Origin of the sequence: Riemerella anatipestifer (genome assembly GCF_009663465.1) — a bacterium.
Classification (GTDB): Bacteria; Bacteroidota; Bacteroidia; order Flavobacteriales; family Weeksellaceae; genus Riemerella; species Riemerella anatipestifer_C.
Map to the genome: position 1 here is coordinate 167,405 of NZ_QXHU01000003.1, position 25,002 is coordinate 192,406.

A 25,002-nucleotide genomic window follows, 5' to 3' on the forward strand; every position below is an offset into this window, starting at 1 on the left:
GGTTTTATTTTCCACGCAATATTTTCCTTAATTTTTCATAATCTCCACTCATACCAAACTCTTCTGTATTAGATTTTGTTCCAGCAATTACATTTGCATCACAACCAAAACAAATTTTTGCGATTCCAATTATCTTAGATTTTCTTTTAAATATTAAAATGTCTCTGTAAATGTAAATACAAGCAGTCTCATAAGATTCTGAATGCTTTTTTTCTATAAAAATTTCGTTTATTTTGTTGAACTTATTTGGATCAATTTTTGATTTTGTATAACCAAAAGATTTTAAGTTGTCTACAAAATTTGTATCTGAAATTGATTTAGGAGTTTCTCCTAAAATCACTTCCTTTTTTAAAGAATCTTTTACAGACTTTTTTTGATTATCATATAATTCCCCAATTTGGTCTTCTTCAATTTCGTTTTTATAATATTCAATTTCATCGTATTCAAAATATTTTTCACCTGTAATTTTTGGTTCTCTTATTACAATTTCAATATTATGCTTTTCAACATTTTCTACTTTTGTTTCAGTTTTTGAGTTACAGCTAAAAATTAAAATTGTTGTTAGGAAAATTATATTTTTCATTTGAGTAAATTTCATTATTCGTTCCAAACTATCTGCCAACTGGAAAAGTAAATAGCACAAAATCCCCTATCATTTATTTATTTTGCAAATACTATGTTAGCTACAGGTGTTTTTTATTTTCTGAAGATTCTTTTTAGCAAATTAAATTTTGGCTTTTTAACTTCAATATAAGGATCAAATTCTAATTTCTCAATATCTATAGAAATATCTAAAGGTTCTTTATATTGATTTTCTGCAGAGTCAACTTTGCCTATTATTTTACCTCCTTTTTGATATTCTAGATAAATTCCGTCCACCATTATATCAGGTTCAATTTCCTTGATTAGTCCATTTTTGCCTAAAATATAAACACTACAAAAACTCCCAAAGAAATAGTATTCTGATGTTTGTACCAAACTTTGTACAATTGGATACTCATCCGTTTCAAACATTAAGTTTTTATTTTCAAAGTTTAGTAGATAACATTTTCCTCCAGCAATTACACAACAAGTCTTATCATTATCATTGTATAAAACTTTATCTAATCCATTTTCATATTCCCTTGAAAAGCAACCTACCCAATGGTTTCCTTTAGAAATATTAAAATCAACCCATAAAGAATAATTAAAATTTTCACCAAAATGAACCTCTTCAAATTGACCAGAAGTTGGTGTTATAGTAAGGATCTCAATATTCATATTTTGAAGAAATATTTGGAGTATTTGTAGCTAACGGTTAAGCATTTGCGAAAGACGAAACTGAATTGAACTTTAGATTCATTTCTGTTCAACCGTAGCAAACACTTAACCGTTAGCTACAAATATACACAAACTCTAGCAAATCTTAAAGACCAAATCTTATGATTTTTAGAGTTTTACTGCGTGAGGGCAGAGGGCATTGTTGGAGCTCCTTTTTTTCGGAAATGGAGAAAGGCTAGGCTCAGTTATTAGAGAGCTTCGGCTAAAAAAGAGCGACTGCCCGCAGACCGACCCATAAGCGTAGGGAATAGCCTCGGATTGGGGCACGCCCAAATATTTATAAAACTTATACGCCTAATGCTATAATGGTTCTTCGTCTAAGGTTTCTAGTATAATTTGACACCCTTTCTGTATTTCCTCTTTTGTTAGAGTAAGCGGTGGCGAGATTCTTAGATATTCGTTTCGGTACAGTTGCCAAAATACAATAAGCCCTTTATCCATACATTTTTTAGCTACTTTTAGGGTATATTCTGGTGAGCCTAGATTGACAGCGAGCATTAGCCCTTTACCATTGATATTTTTAATTTTTGGGTGTACTAATAGTTGTCTAAAAAGAGTTTCTTTTTCTTCTACTTCTTCCATTAACCCACTTTCTAGGATTTCTTTTAAGGTTGCATAACTGGCTGCAGCTATCAAAGGATTACCTCCAAAAGTGGTAATATGCCCCAATTTAGGCGAATGAGAAAGGCTTTGCATAATTTCCCTAGAGCTCATAAATGCTCCCACTGGAACGCCTCCGCCCATACCTTTGCCCATTACTAAAATGTCTGGCACAATGCCAAAATGTTCAAATGCGAACAGTTTGCCTGTTCGTCCAAAACCTGGCTGTATTTCGTCTAGTATGAGTAAAGCACCTACTTCTTCGCATCTTTTTTTTAGTTGGATAAGATAGTTTGGACTAGGCACTAGAAAACCTGCCGCTCCTTGTATGGTTTCTACAATAACACCTGCGGTTTTTTCTGTGATTTGGTCTAAATCTTTCTCATTATCAAACTCTATGAACGAAACCATAGGCAACAATGGACGAAACTCTCTTTTATGCACCTCATTACCAGAAACACTCAATGCTCCGTGGGTATTACCGTGATAAGAATTTTTGAAAGCTACAATTTCCTCTCTCCCTGTGTATCTTTTAGCGAGTTTCAACGCTCCGTCTATAGCTTCAGCTCCACTATTAACCAAATAGGTTACCTCTAATGGAGCAGGAGTTGCCTCTGCTAACAGTTTGCAAAGTGCCACAGGCTTCTCTTGTGCATACTCTCCATAGACCATTATATGAAGATATTTATCTGCCTGCTCCTTAATAGCGTTAATGATTTTTGGATGCGAATGCCCTAAAGTATTGGCAGATACTCCTGCTACAAAGTCTAGATAGGCTTTACCATCTTTTCCGTAAATATAGTTTCCTTCTGCTCTTTCGGCTTCAAATCCTGAAGCAAAAGGGGTAGTTTGAGCTTGATATTTAAAGAAATCTTGTTGCATGGTCTAATTAAAAAGTAAATATTAGTTTCGTTTTTTTCTTTTGGGTTCGTTTTTCCTTTTTGCTTCTTCTTGCTTTTGTTTCAGCTCTTGAGCTTTTTGGTAAAGGCTATCATCAGAAATATATTCTGTCTCAGGATAGTTAGGCGTGTCTAGGAAAATGTCTTTCCAATGTTTCAGTCGGTCTTTGGTATTCCAATTGAAATCTGGGAAAAATCGTTTTTCTTTGTTTACCATACTCATGGGATACACATCGGTATTTGCACCAATATTACACGAGATGATTTGCACCTTTTTTTCTTCAAACAAAGCTTCTATCGCTCCACAAGTAGAAAACGAGATGCCAATACGGTCAACTTGTTTTGTTTTTTCGTCTTGAGAATCGGCATAGGTAATGGCTTGTGCATTGCCCACCACTTTGGTAAGTTTTAGTTCTCCATCTACAAAAAACGCCGTCATAAAATTGCCCTTTACTTGGTTGAACTCATCTTTGTTATTGAGTGAATCGGCTTTGCTAATAGCAAAAGCATTCCCTATTACTTTGATGGAATCTAATTCTTCCTTTTGGGTATTCATATACACCTCTATTTTATCTCCTGAGATTTGTTTTTGTCCTGTCCAAAATATCGGTTTTCCCATGAGATGTAAAATACCGTCAGTTTCGTTGAAACTTAGAGAATCGGCTCTACCTTGGAAGTTAGATTTGAAAATTCTAGCTTTATGAAAGGCTCTAAGGTAGCTTTTTTTTATGCCTGTGCTATCTGGCTTTTGGAAGGCTAATATTTTTTCTGCTCCGAAGTATATTGAATCTTCCTTCATTATCTTCACCGCATAAGGTTTTTCTGTTACCATAGCTGAATCTCTGAACTCATAAATTTCTCCGTAACCTCCTTTGATAAATCGGTTCTCTTTTGGGTCGTCTAAATAGACATTTCCCTTAGCTGTACCGTAGCCTGTATTTTGGTTATAATACATGGTTTCTCCCGTGAGGACTTTCCCATTGTAATGTATTCTAGAGTTTTTATTGAGATACACCTCTTTGGAAGTCATAAGGTAACGCCCCTTTTCTGTATAAACATAATTTCTAGGATTTTGTTTATTGATGACTTTTGTTGCTCCTAAAAATTCTGCTACATTGGTTTTTTGATTTTGAATGATTTTAGAACCTTCTACACGATATTTATCATTGTCAATACTTACATTGCCTGAAACATCTACCGTCTGTGTGTTGATGTTATAGGTGGCTACCTGCGTCCAAATGGTATTTCTGCCATTGTAAATAGTTCCTCCCGAATTAAAATAAGCCGTATTGGGTAAACGGTCGTAATAGAGCGTTTCTGTTTTTATGGTTTGTTGTGGGTCTGTAAGTACTACATTCTTTCTTGCGATACCTCTTTGAGTTTTGCCATCATATTCCATTTCTTGGGAAGTAATGCGGTTGCCTTCGGCAGTGGTAAGTACCACATTGCCTATTGCTTTCACAAAGTTGTCATTTTGATAAAATACAACCTTATCTGCCTTTAAAACTGAGCCTTGATGTTGAAACTCTACATTACCAATAAATACAGGATTACCTTCATATAAGTCAGGGCGTCTAACCAAAGAGTCTGAGTGAATATGTTTTAACTTTTCTTCATTTCCTGCAACAGTACCTTTGGTATTAGGGTTTGGTTTAAAATACGCATCTTTTACCAATGGTGTTGTAGAGGTTTTCTCTTTCTGCTGTGCCAATGCAGAAAACCCTAAGCACATTAGTACGAGTATAATTAACCTCATTATGCCTTTTTATGACCGTAGAAATAAAGTGAATGACTTTCTATTTTCACTCCAAATATTTCTTCTATAGAATCTTTAATTCCTTGGATACGAGGGTCGCAAAATTCTATAATTTCTGCAATTTCTTTGCTACCTTCCTTTTTATAGATTACCAAATGGTCGTGCTGTTTATCAAAGAAAGATTTTTCGTAAGAAGCCGAAGTCATAGATTTTTCGCCAAACTGGTGCTTACGAATAAGCCCTGCATCTAGAAAAATTTCTATACTATTGTAGATGGTGGCTTTACTCACATGATACTTCTTATTGAGCATAATGAGGTAGAGGTCATCTACATTAAAGTGTTCATCAAGTTTATAGATTTCCTCCAATATAGTGTATCGCTCAGGCGTGTTTCTAAACCCATTTTCTTGTAAATACTGTTTTAGAGCGTCTTTTATTATTTCTATATCTTTTTCTTGATGTTCCATCAGGTACTATTATTTTCTAGATTTATTTAGTTACTTGTTTTAAAATTTTCCATTTGTATACGCTTGTCTCCAGCTGCTGAATACAAAAGTGGAGCAGATTCTACCACCACATTATGAGTGGCAAGCCCAAAGGCTTTAAAATCGTTGCTACCTAATTTTTTTACAAAGTTATAAATATTCATCGTAATTTTTTCCTTTATGGTGAAAAGATTGTCATTTATATAGACATTATCTATAATCACATACTTCATATCTGGAGGTATATTATGGCTTCTAAGCGATGGATAGTTACTCTTATCGGAGATAATTCCAGAATTCATCATATCCTCTAATACATCTTGGAAATAATCATTTATCCTTCTATCTATTTTAAAACCTAGTAAGAAATTGATTTTATAAATCGTTCCAGGTAATACTTCATCTATTTCATATTTGAAAGTATAAGGGTTTTCTTGATTGATAATGTTCAGTATAAAATAATGATCAGCTCTCTTGGGTTGAGCTCTAATTATAGAATAAATAATTTTAGACTCTATTTCATCTTCCCTTTTAGCACGGCTAAAGAAGGCTAGGTTAGTAGCATATTTAGGCACACTATCATCTAGTTTTAAATCTCTAATAGTAGAAATATAATTCTCTAGTTTTACAAATTTTATAAATCTGTTTTTTATCATTCTACCATTATACCAAGCATACATACAAATACCTATAAAACCAGCAAGAACTACCGTAATCCAACCGCCCTCGTGAAATTTTATCACATTAGCACTGAAAAAGCCTAGTTCTATTGTACCATAAATACCTAAAAATAGAAAAATCAATAACTTATTAACTCGTTTTTTGATAAGGAAGAAAGATAGTAGCAGGGTAGTAGTAAGCATAGTTACCGTGATAGAAAGCCCGTAAGCGGCTTCCATTTTTTCGGATTCTTTGAAGTAAAGTACCACTACTATGCACATAAGGAGAAGTCCCCAATTAATTTTAGGAATATACATTTGTCCTTTAACTCCAGAAGGATAATCTATTTTATGGATAGGCCAAAAATTGAGCGACATTGCTTCTGAAAATATCGTAAAAGAACCTGTAATAAGGGCTTGACTAGCAATAATAGCTGCTAAAGTAGCCAGTATTACTGAAGGTAAAACAAACCAATCTGGCATTATTCCAAAGAAAGGGTTGAGGCTGCCAAGAGTTTCGTGATTGTACTTTAATATCCAGGCTCCTTGACCTAAATAATTGAGAATAAGCATTGCTTTAACAAAGCTCCAGCTTACTCTAATATTTTTAGCTCCACAATGCCCCAAATCAGAGTAAAGCGCTTCGGCTCCTGTAGTACAAAGAAATACCGCTCCCATTATAATGATGGCACTAGGAGAGTGTGTTATCAGTTTGTAAGCATAGTAAGGATTAAAGGCTTTTAAAACCTCTAAGTCTTCTGCCAAACGAAAGAAACCAAAACCTCCCAAAGCTAAAAACCAAAGCACCATTACAGGTCCAAAAAATTTACCTATAAACGAAGTTCCAAATTGTTGTACAAAGAAGATTGCTACTAATATCCCTAATGTAATGGGAACTACTGGAGTCTCGGGATTATAGATTTTCAACCCCTCAATAGCAGACATTACTGTAAGTGATGGTGTTATTACTCCGTCTGCAATCAGTGCAGAGGCACCTAGTATTGCAATTAGGTATAGCCACCTTTTTTTTAGATTTTTGACTAGTGAAAATAATGCTAAAATACCACCTTCCCCTTTATTATCCGCTTTTAAAGAAACGAGTACATATTTTATAGTGGTTTGGATTGTAAGTGTCCAAATGATACAAGAAAGAGCCCCTTCTATATATTCATCAAAAGGAATAGAAGCATCTTTTCTAGCATTAACAATGGCTTTCATTACATAGAGAGGAGAAGTACCTATGTCTCCGAAAACAATACCTAAAGAGACTAATATTCCAATGAGTGAGAGTTTTTTTGTGTCAAAATGAGAATGCTCTCCGCTAAGTGTAGACATTATAATTTTTGAATTAAAAATAAGGGCAAAATTAAGCCAAATTTAAATATGGCTAAAGAAAATTTAAACTTTCTTTATAGTAAACAGAGAAAGGAAGTAGTTTACAAAGTGCAACAAAAACACCCCATATTTTTTCAATACAGGGTTTATTTATATCATTATAATGAAATACTAACCTTCCTTTTTATAAATATTAGTGTCGTAGTAAGGGAACTTACCTTCCGTAGGAGAATAGTACTCTTTATCTTTATCTCCGCCTAAAGTAACTACCAAAGTATAGCACCAGTAGATGAAGAAGCCACAACCTAGTAAGAATAGAACCCAGTTCAAAATATTACCAGCAGCATCATAGAATCCAAAAGACCATTTAAATAAATCGCTTAAAAATAACCAGAAAGAAGTCATTGTTTTTCTTTTTTAAATTAACTTTGCACAAAATTATAAAAAAATGTTCAGATTACTCTCAAATGAAATTAAAATTTTTTCTATTCCTATCTATATAGGTGTTTTGTTTCTTATGGTAATCGGGTTTAATGCTTTAAATTTCAATACTGTAGAGGCTTTTTCTGGTTTATTTAGCTTCACGGGTATTGCTTTAGGGTATTTTTTATTTAATAAGATAGGACTGAACTATAATAGACACGTACCGTTTTTTATTTATACTTTCGTTGTATTTGCTTTTTATGAAGGAAATTTAGATATTGGGATAGCCTTTAATCTTTTCACTAATGCATTTGTATTACTTATTTTAACCACTGGAGAGGAAGTTTTTAAGAAAAATTACTATCTGATTGTGGGGGCGTTACTTGCTTTGGGATATTTATTTTTACCTACGGTGTGGGCATTTACCATTTTTGTAATTATCCATCTAATAGCAACTTCAGATAAAATAGGGCTTAATATATTTAGGCTAGTTTTTGGTTTTATGCTAGTATTATTGTCTTACTTTGGAGTAATGTATCTCCTTGGGAACAATTCATTTAATCCAGCTTATCTACCTTTAATTACGCCTCGACTTCAAGAGAATTACTATCCGTTATATTTTCTGTTACCTGTTTTGCTGATGGTGTTTTATGCCGTTGCCAATCATTTTATTCATTTTAATAAGAAAAGCCCTATTAGTAGGTTTAAATACACTTTTATATTGCTATATACACTCACTCAATCTATAACGATATTTTTATATATGGGGACGGTGTACGAATATCTGCTATTCATTGCATTACCAGTAAGTATCATCGTGAGTAGAGCATTAAGATTTATACCACAATATTGGAAGCAAGAGCTAGGGCTTTGGGTGGTAGTTTTGAGTTTAGTTTTGTTTAAAATAGGAACTTTTTTAGATATTAAAGAAATAATAAATTTATGATTCAGATAGAAGATAAACTAATTTCGGAGGATTTGTTCTCGGAGGAATTTGTATGCAACCTTAACAAGTGTAAGGGAGCTTGTTGTATAGAGGGCGATGCTGGGGCTCCACTAGAGCAGTCGGAAGTAAAGATATTAGAGGACATTTATCCTAAAATTAAAAGCTACCTTCGCCCAGAAGGAATTAAAGCCATAGAAGAGCAAGGAACTTCCGTGGAAGATTTTGAGGGTGATTTAGTAACACCATTGATTGATAATAGAGATTGTGCTTATGTTATTTTTGATGAAAATGGCATCACCAAATGTGGTATAGAGAAGGCTTATGAAGAAGGAGCTATCGATTGGCAAAAACCAATCTCCTGCCATTTGTACCCTATTAGAATTACAGAATACTCTACTTTTACAGCGTTCAATTATCATGAGTGGAAAATATGTAGCGATGCCTGTGCTTTAGGAAAAGAGCTTAAAGTACCTGTGTATAAGTTTCTAAAAACACCTTTAATCAGAAAATATGGGGAAGGTTTTTACCAAACATTAACGGAAGCTGCGGAAGAATACGAACGTGCTTTTGGTAATCGTGAGTAGTAGAAACTTGGCTTCTTTGAAGAATATGGCTTATCTTTGCAAAAATCTTAACTAAAAAACAACTAAAACAGATGAATAATAAGTATATTAAACTTGTGGTAGCTGCCCTTATGATAGCTTTTGGTATTTATTTGATGTTTAATAGAAATATAGGTTGGGGTATTGTAATGGTGTTACTATCCTCGTTGCCTATTATATTATTCTTCAAAAATGAGTTTATCCTTCTTGCGTTTTGGCAGTTAAGAAAGCAGAACTTCCCTAAAGCCGCACAATGGTTAGCTTCTATAAAGAATTATAAAAGTCAGTTGCACCGTTCGCAATACGGTTACTATCATTACTTACAGGGGCTTACTCTAGCTCAAGACGAGCCTAGAAAGGTAGAACCTCTAATGAAAAAGGCTTTAGAATATGGTCTGAATATGAAACACGACCGTGCAATGGCAACCCTTAATTTAGCAGCAGGAGCAATGCAAAGAGGACGCAAACAGGAGGCTCAAAGACTGCTAGAGGAAGCAAAAAGACTAGATAGTTCGGGTATGATGACAGAGCATATCAAAACAATGAAAGACCAACTTAAAATGCCTACTATGCAGAAACACATGCATAACCCAAATATGAGACAAAGAGGTAAATTCTTTTAAAATATAAGTTAATAAAACAAAAATCCCTTAGCAAAAAGCTAAGGGATTTTTTTATTGATAAATAATTATTTCTCTTGAAAGGTTTTGTAATGGTCTTTGGTAATCCACACTTTACCGTCTTTTGTAAAGATGAGTCTGTCGGCATTTCTTCTACCACATTGGTAGTTGATGTCCGCCTCGTAGTAACGGTCTCTTCTAGGAAGCTGATTTTCTCTGTTTCGGAATTTATCTCCACCAATAGCTTTCCCAGGCAGCACTTCGCAAAGATTACCAGAGGAAGGATTCCACCCTGATTTTTTAGCTTCACTTTTGGTAATGTAGTATGCTGGAAGTTCGTGATGTTCTTTTATATAAGCAATTACGGTGTTTTCTTCTGTAAGAGCCTCAATATCTTGCTGAGTGCTTTCTTGAGAAGACGCACTTGTGCTAACCTCTGAGGTAACATTATTTAGGGCATCAGGACTAGATTTCTGAAAACATTTAACTCCTATTAAAGTCCCTGCTAATAGTCCTAAAACTAGGAAAATCCATTTACTATTAAGGTATTTCATTGTAATAATTAAATTCCTATTTCTACTTGAAATCTAGCGTACCAATTATTATCCTTTCTTCCATCTATATAGAGAAAATTATTTTTACTTACTTCTACTTGAGCTTTAAAGGCGTGTTCCCAAATATACTTAGTAATACCAAAGGAAAACTGATTTTGTTTTGGTATTAAGTTCTGTATATTTTTACTAGGTGTCATTTCAGAGAAACGCCCAATAACTTCCCAATTCTTAGGGAAAATATAACTGAGTTGAGTATCGTAGCCGTGTCCTGCCGCCACAGGTATTACTTTAGAAAAATCGGCATTATGTGTGAGAGGGTTGCTGGTGCTTCTGCTCATATAAGCAACGGTAGCTGTCCAGCCATTGTATTTCATCATACCATCTAAAAGGATAGACTGCAAATCTCTACTCTCCAACAATCCTTTACCTCTTTGCCCTTGCGAAAAGTTAGACCTTTGGTTAAAATGATAAGTGCCTCCTAGGTAAATCTTAGGTGTAGGCTCTCGTTGTAGGTCGCCTTCAAAAAATTCTCCATTATTCTTAAAAGCTCCTAGAGGGTAGAGTTCCACTCTCCCAGTGTAGGCAAGTCCGTCAGTTTTGTCATTAAAGTTTCTTCCTTCCCCAGTAGTTATGGCAGTTTTTAAGCTGTACCCAAACTCGTTAGCTTTAGTATTGTTATAAATGGCTTGGAAACCAAAATCCCTATCAATGTTAAACATAGCGTTGTTGATGGAACGGTCAGTAAGGTCTAATGCTCCCGATGAGTTCACCCTTTGTCTGTTACCTGGTAGTTTTGTTTGTCCGAAACCAAGCATAAGTTTATTGGTGGCTTTATAAAATACAATAGCATCTCTTATGATGTTAAGAGGATTCCCTTCTTTAATTTCGCCCACATCATCAGGAGCAAAGGAAAGCTGTATGGCATACAAAAACCTAGGATTACCCACATACCCATCAAACCTCAAACGAAGACGGCGGATGGCTGCTTTATACTCTGTATTTCTGTTATCATTAAAATCAGCTTCCAGCCTGTTCTGCATTCTAAAACGAATATTAAATTGGAATAGACTATCGGGAGAAGTAATTCCTACACCTTTACCAAAACTATAGTAAGGGAGAGCCTCTAAGTGCAGCTGTTTAACCGTCTTAGAGGATAAAACAGTATCTTTTTTAAGTAGAATAATGGTGTCTTTTTTTTTAACCTCTTGAGACTTTAACCCTAGAGATAAAATGAAAAAGCATAGGCTAAATAGATGTTTCATTCTGGTATTATTTTCTAGGAAACAAATTTAATTAAATTTAAACTTTGTACCTATAACTCCTTAAAAAAAGACTCTTACTGTATCCAAAGAAAAAGATTACCTCCTTGCCGTTGAAGGGAAGTTGCCACTAACTTATATATACTCTGATATCCAGCGGCAACCAAGTACGATATAAGATTGCAGCGTGGGTAAGTTGCTAAAATTAGCACTACTGAACTTCTATGGAACTAAGCACTTTCGTTGCGTCAGCCTCGCGTAAAATTTCCATCGGGCAAGAAAATTTACGCGAGGCTGATGAAAAAAATAGTCCTCCCCTATAGAGTAAAAATAGCTTCGGGGTGGCAGATTTTGTTAGGGCTTAAAGCGACATAAAAGTGTTACGAAATACGGGAACGAATTATCAGACTAAACGAAATAAATAGAGCGAGTAAGAGCGTAAGGGACAGGAGCTACTACCTCGCAGACACAAAGCTATGAGGCTTCGTATGGCTGTAGCGAGGAGTAAAAGTGGATAGCCCAACCCGAGCGACTGGTAAAGTCATTGGCGAGGGATACACCCTCTTTTTATAAAAAACGCCTTTCTCTTCTTATAGAGAAAGACGCTTGGTTTCGTATTCTACACAAATCGCAGGGCTACTTAATAACCGATTCAAACTTTTTTTGGAAATTTTCCCATTGTTCCTTGGTCTCTATTTTCTTATATTCATCTTTGTAAAATAAAGAGAGATAAAGTTCTAGTTCTTTAGGTCTAAAAGCTCCAACTAAGTTAGTAATGGGCTTCCCTGCTTCGTCTAGAAAAACGGTTGTTGGGTAAGCATTTACATTTAGAAATCTAGCTAACTCATGCGGAGCATTTCTACCCGAAATATTAGCTCTATAATTAGGATTTGTGAAAGTTCTATCTTGATAATGGGCAACCTCATCGCCTTCGCCGTTGAATTTAACGGCATAATAGTTTTCGTTAATAATTCTAGCTATTTCAGGGTGACCGTAGGTTTCCTTTTCCATTAGTTTACACGGACCACACCAAGGTGCATATACATCTACTAAGATTTTTTTTGGTTTAATCTTTTGAGCCGCTAAAGCCTCATCAAAAGTAAGCCATTTCACCTCTTGCGCTAACACTAAATTAAACACAAACAATCCGAATACTATAATTGCTTTTTTCATTATCAATTTCCTTTAATTAGGCAACAAATGTACATAATTCTTTTTTAAACCAAAATAAATATAAAATTAAAAACTCTGAACTTTGAAGTTCAGAGTTTTTTTTAATATGTTATTTAACGCCGTGCATCATTTTAACCAAATACTTACTTAGTAAAAATAAAATAACTGAAGATATACCAGACATAAATACAAATAACATAAAGAAATCATACAAACTAGCTACTTTAAATCCTAAAAAAGATTTTTCTTTTACTACTTGAGCTTTCTCTATTTCTAATTTTATATTTTGTTTCAAATTTTCATCTTTAATATCCGCTACAGTAATCTTATCAAAAGGTATCATATTTTGCCCACCAATTTGAACAACATTCTTTTTATCATTGATATTAAAATCTTTGTTTATGAGAGATGTATTTGCTTCTTTTTCAAAATCTTGAACCTTATTTACAGAAACATATGATTGTGGATAAAAAGAAGATAATGTTCCTGCAAATTTGTTAGCCGTTGCTGTACTTAAAAACCAAACCCCCATTAGTAATGAAACAAATCTTACAGGAGCTAGTTTATTAACCATAGATAAACCTATAGGCGAAAGACATAATTCCCCAAATGTATGTATTGTATATAAACTTACTAGCCACATCATACTTACTTTCACTCCTGGAGCTAAGCCTTTTACTCCAAAAGCAATTACTAAATATCCTAAAGCCAGCAAAAATAAACCTATAGCCTGTTTATATGGGGAAGCAGGTTCCATTTTCCTTTTACTCAAAGTAGACCATATAACTGCAAATATTGGAGCAAAAACAACAATCGCTACTGCATTGATTGACTGAAAATAAGATGCTGGTACTACTTTTCCTAATAAATGTCTATCTGTTTGTTCCTCTGCAAAATAGGTAAGGGAAGCCCCCGCTTGCTCAAAAGCAGACCAAAAGAATATGACAAAGAAAGCCACTATATATATTACCCAAATTCTTTTCTTTTCAATCTTGGTTAGTGACGGGTCAGATATAATATACCCTGGTGCAGCTAATGTTAAAGAGAAAATAAAGGCACCTATTAAATCTTTATTCCCATCATCTCCACTCATTAAAAAGTAAAAAGCACCTAATAAAACTAACCAAATCCCTCCCCATACTATCATCAATTTTGTTGCTGCCGCTTTTTTTGTAGCACTGGTATCATCTGCTAAACCAACATTAACTACATCATCTTTCACGGGAGTCTCACTAATAGTTGGTTTTCCGCCTATAGCTTCTCCTTCTGGAGTAACTAAATACTTATTTTTAAATAGTAAAAAAATAATAACACTCAATATCATTCCTATACAAGCTACTAAGAACCCCCACTTAAAATCTGCAGCATTACCTGTATCTCCCAAATATCCACATAATAAAGGAGCTATAAAGGCACCCAAATTGATTCCCATATAAAAAATAGTAAAAGCACCATCTACTCTACTATCATTTTCAGAATATAATTGTCCAACCATGGACGAAATATTAGGTTTAAAAAAGCCATTCCCAAAAATTAAGAATCCTAAACCTGTAAACATAAATAAAGGAGCAATATCCTTACTCTCATATAAGTATCCCGACATAAACATTAAGAACTGCCCTAAAGCCATCAAAATACCTCCTACAACTATAGATTTTCTATTCCCCCAATATCTATCTGCTATATACCCACCAATCAAAGGTGTTAGGTATACCAATCCAGTATAACTACCATAAATTTGGGCACCTAATCCTTTATCAAACATTAAAGCCTTAGTCATAAATAATACAAATAAGGCTCTCATACCATAATAACTAAAACGCTCCCACATTTCCGTTACGAACAAAAGATACAGCCCCGCTGGGTGACCTTTTTTACTAACTGTTGTATCCATATATTAAAAATTGTTATGTTTTTTCGTTAAAGACCAACAAATATAACCTTTTTTGGAGTTCCACAAAGAAACTAGGCTAAAAAATGTTAATCTACACACAAAAGAAAATGGCTCGTGATAATATTGTAACAAAAAATGCTACTTTATTCTCTATTTTTACTAAAGTAGCATTTTTATAAAGTTTAAAAGTTAAAGCTTAATCTAGAAAACACATATCTTCCGTTGAGCCCAAACTGTGAGGTCGCTCGTGTGTAAACAAACTGTCCATTACTGGTAGAAGCAGGAAGATTTCGGCTAGGATAAACATCAAATAGGTTGTTGGCTCCTAGTGTAAAGGTAATTTTAGGAGAAAAAGCATATCCAATAGATAAATCTGTAACTACTCTATCCGTCATTATTTGGTGCTCGTTAGGCAACGTAATACCATCGCCATTTGCATCTACAACATCAGCTCCTGTTACTTTTCCGAAATAGCTATTTCTTAAATAAACATTCAGTTTTTTGTAACTAAGGGTATGAGAAAGCCCCGCCTTGAATCTAGGAATAGCTTCTTCTACGTAAATTCTAGAACGCTCGGAGAAATAAGTCTCGTCTAAACCTGCTGCTTTAAGCACTGGTGAAGAATGTATCTCTCCTACTCTTCTTGTTTGGCTAAGGTTAAGAGCAAAATCATTAGTTAGTTTAAAATCATTATTTTTAAAATCGTGGCTTATCACTACATCTAGCCCTTTAGTTTCTGTGTCTATGGCATTAGCAAAAAACTGTGCCGCATTTACGTTAGCTTGTGCAAATAGATTTTGCAACTCTGTATTAGCTCCTGCTCTGAAGGTATCCGTAAGCACCACTCTATTGTTGATACGCGTAAAGTAGGCATCTCCTGTAATGCTTAATCTTGCAATAGGAATACGATAAGTAAATCCTGCACTTACAGATTGAGAAGTCTCTTGCTTGAGTTTAGGAATCCCTAACAGATTGGCTATTCTAGAGTGATTGTTAAAAGTCCCTACCTCTTGCAGTTGCCCATTAAGGAAAAGTGTAGAAGTGGTATTGTAATAAATCTGGTGTACAGATGGAGCTCTAAATCCAGTAGAACCTGCTAGACGGAAATTAAGATTATCCGTTGCTTTTATTCTGGAAGCTAACTTGTAGTTTAGTGTAGACCCAAAATCCGAATAATTTTCAAAGCGAGTAGCTGCTGCAACTAGAAACCTTTTGGTAAAGTTAGCTTCTACATCGGCATAGAATGCGTAGGAGCTCCTACCATTACTACCTGCATTCTCTGCACGGAAGCCACCAAATACCTGTGAGCCACCAGGTAGAGTATTCCCAAAGAAATCCGTTGGTTTTTGGCTATTGGGCGTTTGTGCCGTTTGTGGGTTACCAAACACATCATAGGAAAGATAAGAAGCAGGCTCGCCTTCTCTAATTTTAAAGTTTTCGGTTCTCTGCTCTGCTCCAAAAGCCAGATTAAGCCCTGCCCAAACATCATAATTCCTATAAACATCTAAATTAAGCGTGTTTTGAAGGAAACGCAATCCTCCAGCATTAAATTCATTTGGAGAGTTGAACCTCAACGAGGTATTGCCAGAGTTTCTTACATTATAATCAAAACTGTTCTGCCCAAAAGTATTGCTCAAATCTACTTGCCACGCTCCTAAATTCCCTTTGATACCTGCCGCTAGCGAGAGGTCTTCTATATTGGTATTGATATTAGGTAAGAAGCCATCAAGATTAAACCCTGTAAAGGTTCTGGATTGGTTGGGTCTTCGGTAGAAACCTCCTGAAGTCCCGTTTCTGAAGCCATATCCCCCAAAGGTATAGACCTTCCATTCGTCATTCAAGGGGACTTCTATGTTGGCAAAAAACTGGTGAGTGCTTAGTTTAGATTGCCCCACGAGCATATTAAAATCTTTTCGGTTAAGCCCTCGATACGCTAATTCTTGGTTGGTAACGTCTTCCGAGAGTATTTTCTGCAAAGCACTAATGCTGTTGGCAGCCTGTATCTTGTTCTGAAAATCTGGTGCAAAGTAGGCTACCTTTTGGGCATAATTATGAATATAATCTACCAACTGCTGCTGGTTGGGCGTGGTATTGATATTCGTGAATAGTGAGGATAGATTAACGCCTCCCTCTGCCGCTCTTCGTTCTATAGCATTATAGGCGTTAAAGATTTTACCTTCTTCCTCGTTGGCACGATAGGTAGGATTTCTGAATTGAGATGACCAAGTAAGGTTATAGAAACCACCTTTAGAACCTATCTTATTACCGTAGTTTAAATCTACCTGAAAGGTTTCCCCATCTATCCCTTTGGTGTGGTTATTAGAGGCGTTGCTCGGATTAGCTCCGAAGGAGAGTTGCCCTTCTAGTTTGCCTGTATTTCTTTTAAGATTGAGGTTCATTACCCCTGCAATAGCATCAGAGCCATATTGTGCCGAAGCACCATCTCTAAGCACTTCTATTTTGCTAAGTGCAAAGGCTGGTATGGCGTTGAGGTCGGTACCTACGGTACCTCTCCCTGGTGTCCCATTAACATTGATGAGGGCAGAGGTATGCCTCCTTTTACCATTAACTAATACCAAGACCTGGTCTGGACCTAAGCCTCTAAGCTGTGCAGGGTCTAGGTGGTCTGTACCATCAGCTCCCGTCTGTACGGTAGAAGTAAATGATGGGGCTACCACATTCAGTATTTGGTTGATATTGGTTTGAGGCAATGTAACCCCCATTTTTTGAACATCAAACACATCTACTGGCACGGGGCTATCCGTTTTAGAACGAGCTCCAGAACGGCTCCCTAGTAGTACTACTTCTTCTACTTGTTTGGTCTTTACAGTATCCTTTCTGCTTTGTCCGTAAAGTCCTTCTCCCACAAAAAACAACGCCGAGGCTGTAATGAGGTAAGATTTTGTTCGTAATGACTGTTTCATAATAATTATACTTTTTAAAAATTAAATTCGTGATAATAAAAAAGCCGCTTACTTTTACTAAGTAGCGGCTATATACAAGTGCTTAATTTGTTATTGTTGTCTAAAACACTGGTGTACCATCTATCGCCGCATCTTGTGCAAGACACATCATAAAACACGGCATTATTGAAAGACTGTTGTACATCTAGTGAGTAATTTTAACGGGACAAATGTATCTACAATAATTGACTCTACAAAATTTTTGTTCTATTTTTTTTACTATCGTACTGATGTGGTAGCATTAGTTTCGTTCCGTATTGCTTTAGTCTAGGGCTTATTTGGAGAATATCTTCCCCAAAATTAAATTTATCTATGAAGCAGAACTATCTATTCCGATACCTTATAGATTAAAGAAACTAATGCCTCTTAAAATTGGTTTTATTCTCCTTAAAATTGGTTGGTGAATGGGCAAACAAGGAGAAGTTTTGTTCTAAAAACGGATTTGTTAAACGGAAACTATTGGTACACAAACTAAAATCAGCTGCTTATTCAATTCTATTGTAGTAAATGTATTTTTGGCTTTACAGAGCTAAACCAATTTGCGAGAAGATTTTTTTTTACAGAATAATATGTCTTAGCTCCCTCTTGAATTACTCTTCTCTCTTTTACAAATTTTAATAGTAAATGAGGCTCTTCGCCTCATTTACCTCTGTTTCTGTATTATTTTCTACTCTTCGCTAAGAATACAAGCGGACCAAATACAGGAAAAAAACATACAAATAAATGCCATAATAGTCTGTTAGGTTCGTTTTTTCCAATATTTACGACTGCCCAAATAAAGTTTGCTATAATTAAAGCAAAAACTAATGTTAAAATTAAAATGTTCATAGTAAGTTAAGTTATCAATTTATTGCCCGTCTAGCGGATAATTTCAGCGAGGCTAATGTATATACAATAATTGATTCTGCAAAATTTTTTTCTATTTTTTTTATTCTAATGTTATGTGGAGTTGGGTACAATCAGCCTGCGGGAACTTAAACACACTTGTGTGAAAGGCAAAACAAGACAATTTGTCCTATAAAACAGTGGTGGTTTGGTTTAATCAACCTGCGGGAACTTAAATACACTTGTGCGAATGGTAAAACAAGACAACTTGTCCTATAAAACGGTGGTGGTTTGGTACAATCAACCTGCGGGAACTTAAATACACTTGTATGAAAGGTAAAAAAATATCAAGGCAACTCAACATAACTGCTGGGGTTAATTATCTGCTCTATTTCAACACCACTCCCATTATATTAGAAATACTTCCTTATTGTATTTCTAATTCTATAGGATTATAGTATTTCGCCACTTCTATACTTTTCACTCTTAATTTTTGTAACATTTCGGGATCATCTATATAATTATCAAATCTATTTGGATTTGATTTCATATTTTTTTTGTAATTGAAAATTTTTGCTTTATTTACCAATTTTGCATTTGTGTAAATATTAGCTGATTTACAAGTATATTTCCGTTTTACAAAAGCGTACATTTTAAAATGATAATCATCTTTATCATCATACAATTCTACAATTAGACCTGGCAGATTTCCAAACTTATAGGGACCATATTGAAAAGGAATATCATTTGAAAAATAAGCTATCCAATTACGACCATACTTAGTTGTAACGGCTTTCTGGCAGTTTATATTACCTATCTTTTTATATTCATCAATTAGTTTCCAACTAGTATCGTTTTTTTCTTCATATTTGAAATTTTTCCCACCAATATTAAGACTAACATAAATTTTTGAATTTGTCATTCCAATACCTTCACGAAAATCATTTTGATATTTAGAACGGCTAGCCAAATCATTTAAGACATTTGATGTTTCTTTAAGTTTTTTTGTATGGACTAGAGAATCCTCTACATACTGATTCATATTTTTAAAATAAGCTTCATTTTTTCCAATCAAAAGAGCAAATGTAGTCTCATAAATTGGTGCATACTCCCTATTGCTTAACTTATAATTTAACTTATAATCAGCCTCATATTCTACATTAAAAGGGATTTGAGAGTAGAGTATTGAATGAACTAATACCAACAATAAAATTGGAATAAATTTTCTTTTTTTCATAATATCAAAAACGGCAATCCATCTTTAGGATAGATTGCCTAAATTTATTAGTGAGTATAGAAAACTATTTTCCCACTAGTTCCACAATTTATCTCGTTGATATCTTGCAATAAATCGATTAATTCCGCTCTAGTCATACCAGAGTTAGATGAAACATTCACTGAAACAACATCTCCACAAGAGGTTCTGAAAGGGAAAGCGAATACACCACCAATTCCAAGTAGCACAAAGCCCAAAGTTACCGTCTTTTTCATAATTTTTAAAACGAGTCCTCAATTTTACTTAATCAAGTCGAGGATTTTTACTTGATTAAAATTAACTATTGCTTTTCACTTCTCTTAGTGATTTCTTACTCCAAATTATGAAAGGATTAACACCTACAGCTCTTTAAAACTTTCTATACTATACTCTTAACCACGTAAAGTAAGAACAGGAGATTCTAAAACACGACATTACATCAAAATAAAATATACATCTAATGAGTAGCAACGGGGCAAATGTATCTACAATAATTGACTCTGCAAATTTTTTTTCTATTTTTTTTATTCTAATGTTATGTGGAGTTGAGTACAATCAACCTGCGGGAACTTAAATACACTTGTGTGAAAGGTAAAACAAGACAACTTGTCCTATAAAACGGTGGTGATTGGGTACAATCAACCTGCGGGAACTTAAATACACTTGTGCGAATGGTAAAACAAGACAACTTGTCCTATAAAACGGTGGTAGTTTGGTTTAATCAACCTGCGGGAACTTAAATACACTTGTGCGAATGGTAAAACAAGACAACTTGTCCTATAAAACGGTGGTAGTTTGGTTTAATCAACCTGCGGGAACTTAAATACACTTGTGCGAATGGTAAAACAAGACAACTTGTCCTATAAAACGGTGGTGGTAGAGGTTAATTACACTCACAAATACAAAAGTATCTTGTGATAAAATATTGTTAATTTTTTCTCATTATTCCCTCACCCCCACCTCGTTTCAATACACCGTTATACGATATTTTCTATAAAATAATAACCTCTCAACAAGAACGTTTACATTAAAGTTGAGAGATGAATTTGAGTTTAGTCTATATATTTTTTAACAATTAAATTGTAAAAAAATAGAACTAGCAATAAGGATAAATTCCCCACCGCAATAATAAAGAAGAAATGACTTAAATGCTTTATCTCGAATAAAAATTTAAACGACAAAAACATTGTTATTGAAATTACTGATATTATTCGTAGGATTTTTATGATAGATTTCATTTTGATAAAAAATTTATAACTAAGAAAATAATTGTATTGAAACAACCGTAAAACCGACTTTTTTATGGAAAACTTCACTAACTAAAGTCCCCCCTTCTATATGCAAATTAGCCAAATAAGCACCAATAGCACTGTTTGTTTTAAAGTTTGAGTTTATCATTTTATTGTGTTTTAATATTGTTGCCTACTTTTTTAAAATTTCAGCTCTTGAAATCTTAATTTTCTTTACAATCAAAGAAGGGGGTAATTTTCGGTTTTTTCCTCCCCATTATAAGGGTAAATTAAACAGTTTTTTTACTATTATTTCAAGGTATTCCTTCTGTTTTCCTTTTATTATTTTAATATGAAAGCAATGCTCTCATATAAAATAATATACTGGAACAAATGTATCTACAATAATTGACTCTGCAAAATTTTTCCACTTTTTTGCTATCGTTTGATGAGTGGGCATTAGTTTCGTTCTGTATCGCTTTAGCCTAGGAGCTATAATGTTTCAGCTTAATATAATATGCGGAACAAAGTACCAACTTGTCCCGCATTTTTACTCATAGTGAGTAGGTATGCATAACCTGTTATTTTTTATTAAGTACCATTAAACTAGAGAAAAGCCCAATTAAAGGTAAAAAAACTGTTACCAAAATTAGAGAGATTTTCATCGAACTTGTATTGTCCGACTTTACTAGTTTGTAGATTGTCCATACCATTGCAATAAAATATATTATTACAAATATAAATGCTGTAGATTCTAACAAAGAAATTTTCATAGTCAATAATAATTAGTTAATTACAAGTGGCACCATTACAAGCCATCGTTACAGTTGCAAAACAAATATGGCTATCCGTTACACAAGACACATCTGTTCCAATTATTTTGCAATCACCATGCCCATCATTAATAAACTGTACCGCATCATATCTTGCTCTATAAGCGGCTGCAGAACTTGTAAAACCAATACTACTTTCAAATTCTGCACATGCTTTTTGCTCAGCTAGTCTCATTGTTTCAATCCCTCCCATTTTTCTAATTGAAGTATCATATAGCTCAATATACAAAGCTATCAATCTTTTCAATACATATGCATCATTACCTTTAACAGTATCAATAAATTCATTTGTAACTTCAACTTCCTCTTTTCCATTGTTAAAAAATAAAGTACCCTTTATAACATCTTTTTTTATGGAATATAGATTCGAAAACATAGCTGTTGAAAACACAACAAGATTATCCTCTAATGAAACATTAGTATTTTCAACTATCTCTGGATTTCCTCGCCTACCAGCTGCTCTTAACGACGAAACTTTATATCGTCTATTATTTATCTTATCTATATTAATCCGTTTAATATTAAAATTAATGCTAAATGGAGACAGACTCCTCAGACTTTGCTCTTTTAATGTATAATTTTCCATTTTTGATTCAATATTTTCATTAGAATCATTTCTGCATGACATAAAAAGTAAAAATGAAAAAGTTATAAGCCCAAACAGTACGATTTTTTTTAAGTTTAAATTTATCATTTTATTATATTTTAATATATTGCCTACTTATTTTGTATGATTATACTTTATAATCTAAACTTTTCGCATAAGCGAAGGCAGGTGTTCGGCTTTTCCTTCCCATTATAAGGGCAAATTAAATAGTTCCTTTACTGTCGTTTTCAAGGCATTCCTTCTGTTTTCCTTTCATTATTTCAATATGAAAATGATATTCGGGTAATGTTCTTAAATAAAATAACTTATAACGAGGCTAATGTATCTACAATAATTGATTCTGCAAAATTTTTTTCTATTTTTTTTATTCTAATGTTATGTGGAGTTGGGTACAATCAGCCTGCGGGAACTTAAACACACTTGTGTGAAAGGCGAAACAAGACAACTTGTCCTATAAAACGGTGGTGATTGGGTACAATCAACCTGCGGGAACTTAAATACACTTGTGCGAATGGTAAAACAAGACAACTTGTCCTATAAAACAGTGGTAGTTTGGTTTAATCAACCTGCGGGAACTTAAATACACTTGTGTGAAAGGCGAAACAAGACAACTTGTCCTATAAAACGGTGGCGGTAGAGGTTAATCAAGTGGTGGGTGTTTATGCGGCTGGGAGGGTAGCCCCTACTTTGCTTGGGCGATAAAAAAAACACTTGCCGACTTCTAGTGAGTAAGCCCGCAAGTGCTGGTAAACGGAAACTGAAATGAGGTCTTGTGCCTAAAACACGATTTTTACTTCTTCTTTATAGCTCTGCATTGTGCCGTTGAGGCTTGCCGTCCAACCGTCTATAAATACTTTGCCGTTTTTTATTGCCATAGCGTACTGTTCTGGGGTTAGGCTATGGCTATTGGTAATGTAATAGTGGTGGCCTATTTTGTAGATGGCGTCTTCTACTACTACTTCTGGGGCTTGTGTAGGCTCGTCTATCCCTACGGTAAATATCATATTGTAGATGCGGCTTAGGGCATCGTTGGAGAGTTTTGGGAAAACTATTTCTTCCTCGTTGAGCTCTAGTTGGGGGGCTTCTGTGCTGTCGAACACTTTAAATCCTAAGTCGGGCATTGGTTTTGGGTCTTCGCCAGAGGTGCTTCTGCGGGTGTTTTCTTCTTCTATTTTTTGGGCGATGCTCTGCCCTGCTCGTTTGAGGCGTTCTATGGTGATGCTAGAGATTACGGGCTCTAGCTGGTGGTCTTTGCAGAACTGATGGGCAGGTTTTTTGGGGTCTATGGGTTCGTCTATCTGGCAAAGGATAAACTTACGGTTGCCCCCGTCTTCGGCATTGAGCTGCATTACGGCGTGCCCCGTAGTCCCCGAACCTGCAAAGAAGTCTAAAATGATGGAGTCGGGGTCATTAAAAACAACAGCATTAACTAAATATCTAATGAGGCTAGAAGGTTTGGGAAAATCAAAATATGTTGACTGTCCAAACACACTTTTTATTTCTTTATTAGCATCTTCGTTAGTTCCAACATTACATTCATTCTTATTTATAATATTTGAAGGTGTTTTTATTCTTAGTTTATTTCTTTCATAACGAATTGCAAATTTTTCAGTTTTAACCCAAAATATAGTATCATTATCAATTTCATCATCTACCGTTGATTGCACCCACTTAAATTTACCTTTTAATTTTAAGTCTGTATTAGCTTTTCCATTTTTAATTTCAATATCTTCCAATAGCTCCACTCTATCATAATTACCCTTTTTGAAAAATCCATCAAATTTAAAATTGACATTCTCTTTTTTAAAAACTAAAGTTCTTTCAGAGTTAGACTCATTCAACAAAGGCATATCACCTCCTTCTACCTTCCCAGCTGATAATCCATTACTTCTATTATTGGATTTCTGATAACACAAAATATATTCATACTTTCTACGAACATCATTTGATAAACTTGGTGGCGTTGCTGTTTTATTCCACAGAAACTGACTCACAAAATTCTCTTCGCCAAAAATTTCATCGCAGAGGAGTTTTAGGTTGGCTTGTTCGTTATCGTCAATAGAAATAAAGATAACGCCGTCTTGGCTTAGTAAATCTCTTGCCAATAGTAGGCGTGGGTACATAAAACTCAACCAACCGTTGTGGCTTTTCTTGGTTTTAAAACTAAAGTCCATTCGGTCAAACTCGTCCTCGCTTAAATCGGCTAAACCTAAGACTTGGGCTTCTTCTTTGTCAAACTTATCGGGATATACAAACTCATCGCTAGTGGTATTGTAAGGCGGGTCTATATAGATGCATTTTATTTTGCCCGTGTAGTGGCTCTTGAGTATTTTGAGGCTGTCTAAATTGTCGCCTTTTAGTACGAGGTTTTGGGTGGTGTCTCTATTTTGACTTAGCGTGGTATTAAGACATAGCTCTTTGGTGGTTTTTTGGGTGTATTTTGCACGAGCAAAGTTTCGCCCCACAAAGTTGAGCCCGTAGCCATTTACTTTCTCGTCTATGGGCAAGCCTAAAAGAGTTTTGAGTTCTTGTAGGTTGATTTCGTTGTCTTTTAGGACACTGGGATAGTGCTCTTTTAAGAATTGGTACAGTGGGTGCTGGTGTGGCTCTCCTATAACGGAGAAGCCTTGGTCTATAAAGTGTTGTTTGTTCATTGTTTTGGTTTCTTGGTTCTACTTTTTTAGTCTTCTATCAAACTTGCGAGTTAGTCTTCATTATTTTTAACCTATGGAAATAATCTTTCTAAAATTCCTTACGTGTGCTAA

At 34.7% G+C, this 25,002-nt stretch carries 20 protein-coding genes; 3 read left to right on the forward strand and 17 right to left on the reverse strand.

The window, feature by feature from the left end:
- Window positions 1-4: 4 nt before the first annotated feature.
- From D1003_RS05235 to D1003_RS05265, 7 genes are all read right to left on the reverse strand, one after another.
- Complete coding sequence (locus D1003_RS05235; RefSeq protein ID WP_153936015.1) at window positions 5-583, reverse strand: hypothetical protein; 579 nt, start codon at window positions 581-583, stop codon at window positions 5-7.
- Window positions 584-696: 113 nt separating this feature from the next.
- Entirely contained in the window at window positions 697-1,260 is a 564-nt protein-coding gene (locus D1003_RS05240) for a hypothetical protein (RefSeq protein WP_153936016.1), read from the reverse strand.
- A gap of 360 nt (window positions 1,261-1,620) precedes the next feature.
- Window positions 1,621-2,802, reverse strand: a complete 1,182-nt coding sequence (locus D1003_RS05245) for an aspartate aminotransferase family protein (protein ID WP_153936017.1) — start codon at window positions 2,800-2,802, stop codon at window positions 1,621-1,623.
- A gap of 21 nt (window positions 2,803-2,823) precedes the next feature.
- Window positions 2,824-4,575: an OstA-like protein gene (locus D1003_RS05250; RefSeq protein WP_153936018.1), complete on the reverse strand. Its 1,752-nt coding sequence runs from the start codon at window positions 4,573-4,575 to the stop codon at window positions 2,824-2,826.
- Window positions 4,575-5,042, reverse strand: coding sequence for a Fur family transcriptional regulator (locus D1003_RS05255; RefSeq protein WP_107046348.1), 468 nt, complete (start codon window positions 5,040-5,042; stop codon window positions 4,575-4,577). Before D1003_RS05255 ends, D1003_RS05250 begins: the two co-directional genes overlap by 1 nt.
- A gap of 26 nt (window positions 5,043-5,068) precedes the next feature.
- The gene (locus D1003_RS05260; RefSeq protein WP_153936019.1) at window positions 5,069-7,054 is read right to left on the reverse strand and encodes a KUP/HAK/KT family potassium transporter; all 1,986 of its coding nucleotides are present in this window, start codon (window positions 7,052-7,054) and stop codon (window positions 5,069-5,071) included.
- A 171-nt stretch (window positions 7,055-7,225) separates the two neighbouring features.
- Window positions 7,226-7,459 carry a DUF6341 family protein gene (locus D1003_RS05265; protein WP_014937333.1) on the reverse strand — a complete coding sequence of 78 codons (234 nt, stop codon included), beginning with the start codon at window positions 7,457-7,459 and terminating at the stop codon, window positions 7,226-7,228.
- Between the two features lie 43 nt (window positions 7,460-7,502).
- Between D1003_RS05265 and D1003_RS05270 the strand changes: the two genes are divergently transcribed.
- The 3 genes from D1003_RS05270 (at window position 7,503) to D1003_RS05280 (ending at window position 9,648) form a co-directional block, all read left to right on the forward strand.
- Window positions 7,503-8,423 carry a DUF6427 family protein gene (locus D1003_RS05270; RefSeq protein WP_153936020.1) on the forward strand — a complete coding sequence of 307 codons (921 nt, stop codon included), beginning with the start codon at window positions 7,503-7,505 and terminating at the stop codon, window positions 8,421-8,423.
- Window positions 8,420-9,007, forward strand: a complete 588-nt coding sequence (locus tag D1003_RS05275) for a DUF3109 family protein (protein WP_052910239.1) — start codon at window positions 8,420-8,422, stop codon at window positions 9,005-9,007. The genes D1003_RS05270 and D1003_RS05275 overlap by 4 nt, the downstream gene beginning before the upstream one ends.
- Window positions 9,008-9,078: 71 nt before the next feature.
- Entirely contained in the window at window positions 9,079-9,648 is a 570-nt protein-coding gene (locus tag D1003_RS05280; RefSeq protein WP_153936021.1) for a DUF2892 domain-containing protein, read from the forward strand.
- A 65-nt stretch (window positions 9,649-9,713) separates the two neighbouring features.
- On the opposite strand, the gene D1003_RS05285 is transcribed toward D1003_RS05280, so the two are convergent.
- From D1003_RS05285 to D1003_RS05335, 10 genes are all read right to left on the reverse strand, one after another.
- Entirely contained in the window at window positions 9,714-10,199 is a 486-nt protein-coding gene (locus tag D1003_RS05285; protein WP_153936022.1) for a ribonuclease domain-containing protein, read from the reverse strand.
- A gap of 8 nt (window positions 10,200-10,207) precedes the next feature.
- The gene (locus tag D1003_RS05290; protein WP_153936023.1) at window positions 10,208-11,461 is read right to left on the reverse strand and encodes a porin; all 1,254 of its coding nucleotides are present in this window, start codon (window positions 11,459-11,461) and stop codon (window positions 10,208-10,210) included.
- A 633-nt stretch (window positions 11,462-12,094) separates the two neighbouring features.
- The gene (locus D1003_RS05295; protein ID WP_153936024.1) at window positions 12,095-12,631 is read right to left on the reverse strand and encodes a thioredoxin fold domain-containing protein; all 537 of its coding nucleotides are present in this window, start codon (window positions 12,629-12,631) and stop codon (window positions 12,095-12,097) included.
- Between the two features lie 109 nt (window positions 12,632-12,740).
- Window positions 12,741-14,525: a peptide MFS transporter gene (locus D1003_RS05300; protein ID WP_153936025.1), complete on the reverse strand. Its 1,785-nt coding sequence runs from the start codon at window positions 14,523-14,525 to the stop codon at window positions 12,741-12,743.
- A gap of 182 nt (window positions 14,526-14,707) precedes the next feature.
- Complete coding sequence (locus D1003_RS05305; protein WP_052910235.1) at window positions 14,708-17,449, reverse strand: TonB-dependent siderophore receptor; 2,742 nt, start codon at window positions 17,447-17,449, stop codon at window positions 14,708-14,710.
- Window positions 17,450-18,148: 699 nt separating this feature from the next.
- A complete protein-coding gene (locus D1003_RS05315; RefSeq protein ID WP_013447143.1) occupies window positions 18,149-18,316 on the reverse strand; it encodes a PLDc N-terminal domain-containing protein in 168 nt (55 codons plus the stop codon).
- Between the two features lie 424 nt (window positions 18,317-18,740).
- Window positions 18,741-19,550, reverse strand: a complete 810-nt coding sequence (locus D1003_RS05320) for a GLPGLI family protein (RefSeq protein WP_153936026.1) — start codon at window positions 19,548-19,550, stop codon at window positions 18,741-18,743.
- 47 nt (window positions 19,551-19,597) lie between these two features.
- Window positions 19,598-19,804: a hypothetical protein gene (locus D1003_RS05325; protein ID WP_153936027.1), complete on the reverse strand. Its 207-nt coding sequence runs from the start codon at window positions 19,802-19,804 to the stop codon at window positions 19,598-19,600.
- A gap of 1,782 nt (window positions 19,805-21,586) precedes the next feature.
- Window positions 21,587-22,324 (reverse strand): hypothetical protein, encoded by a 738-nt coding sequence (locus D1003_RS05330; RefSeq protein WP_153936028.1) that lies wholly within the window; start codon window positions 22,322-22,324, stop codon window positions 21,587-21,589.
- Window positions 22,325-23,013: 689 nt separating this feature from the next.
- Window positions 23,014-24,891 carry a site-specific DNA-methyltransferase gene (locus tag D1003_RS05335; protein ID WP_153936029.1) on the reverse strand — a complete coding sequence of 626 codons (1,878 nt, stop codon included), beginning with the start codon at window positions 24,889-24,891 and terminating at the stop codon, window positions 23,014-23,016.
- Window positions 24,892-25,002 lie beyond the last annotated feature (111 nt).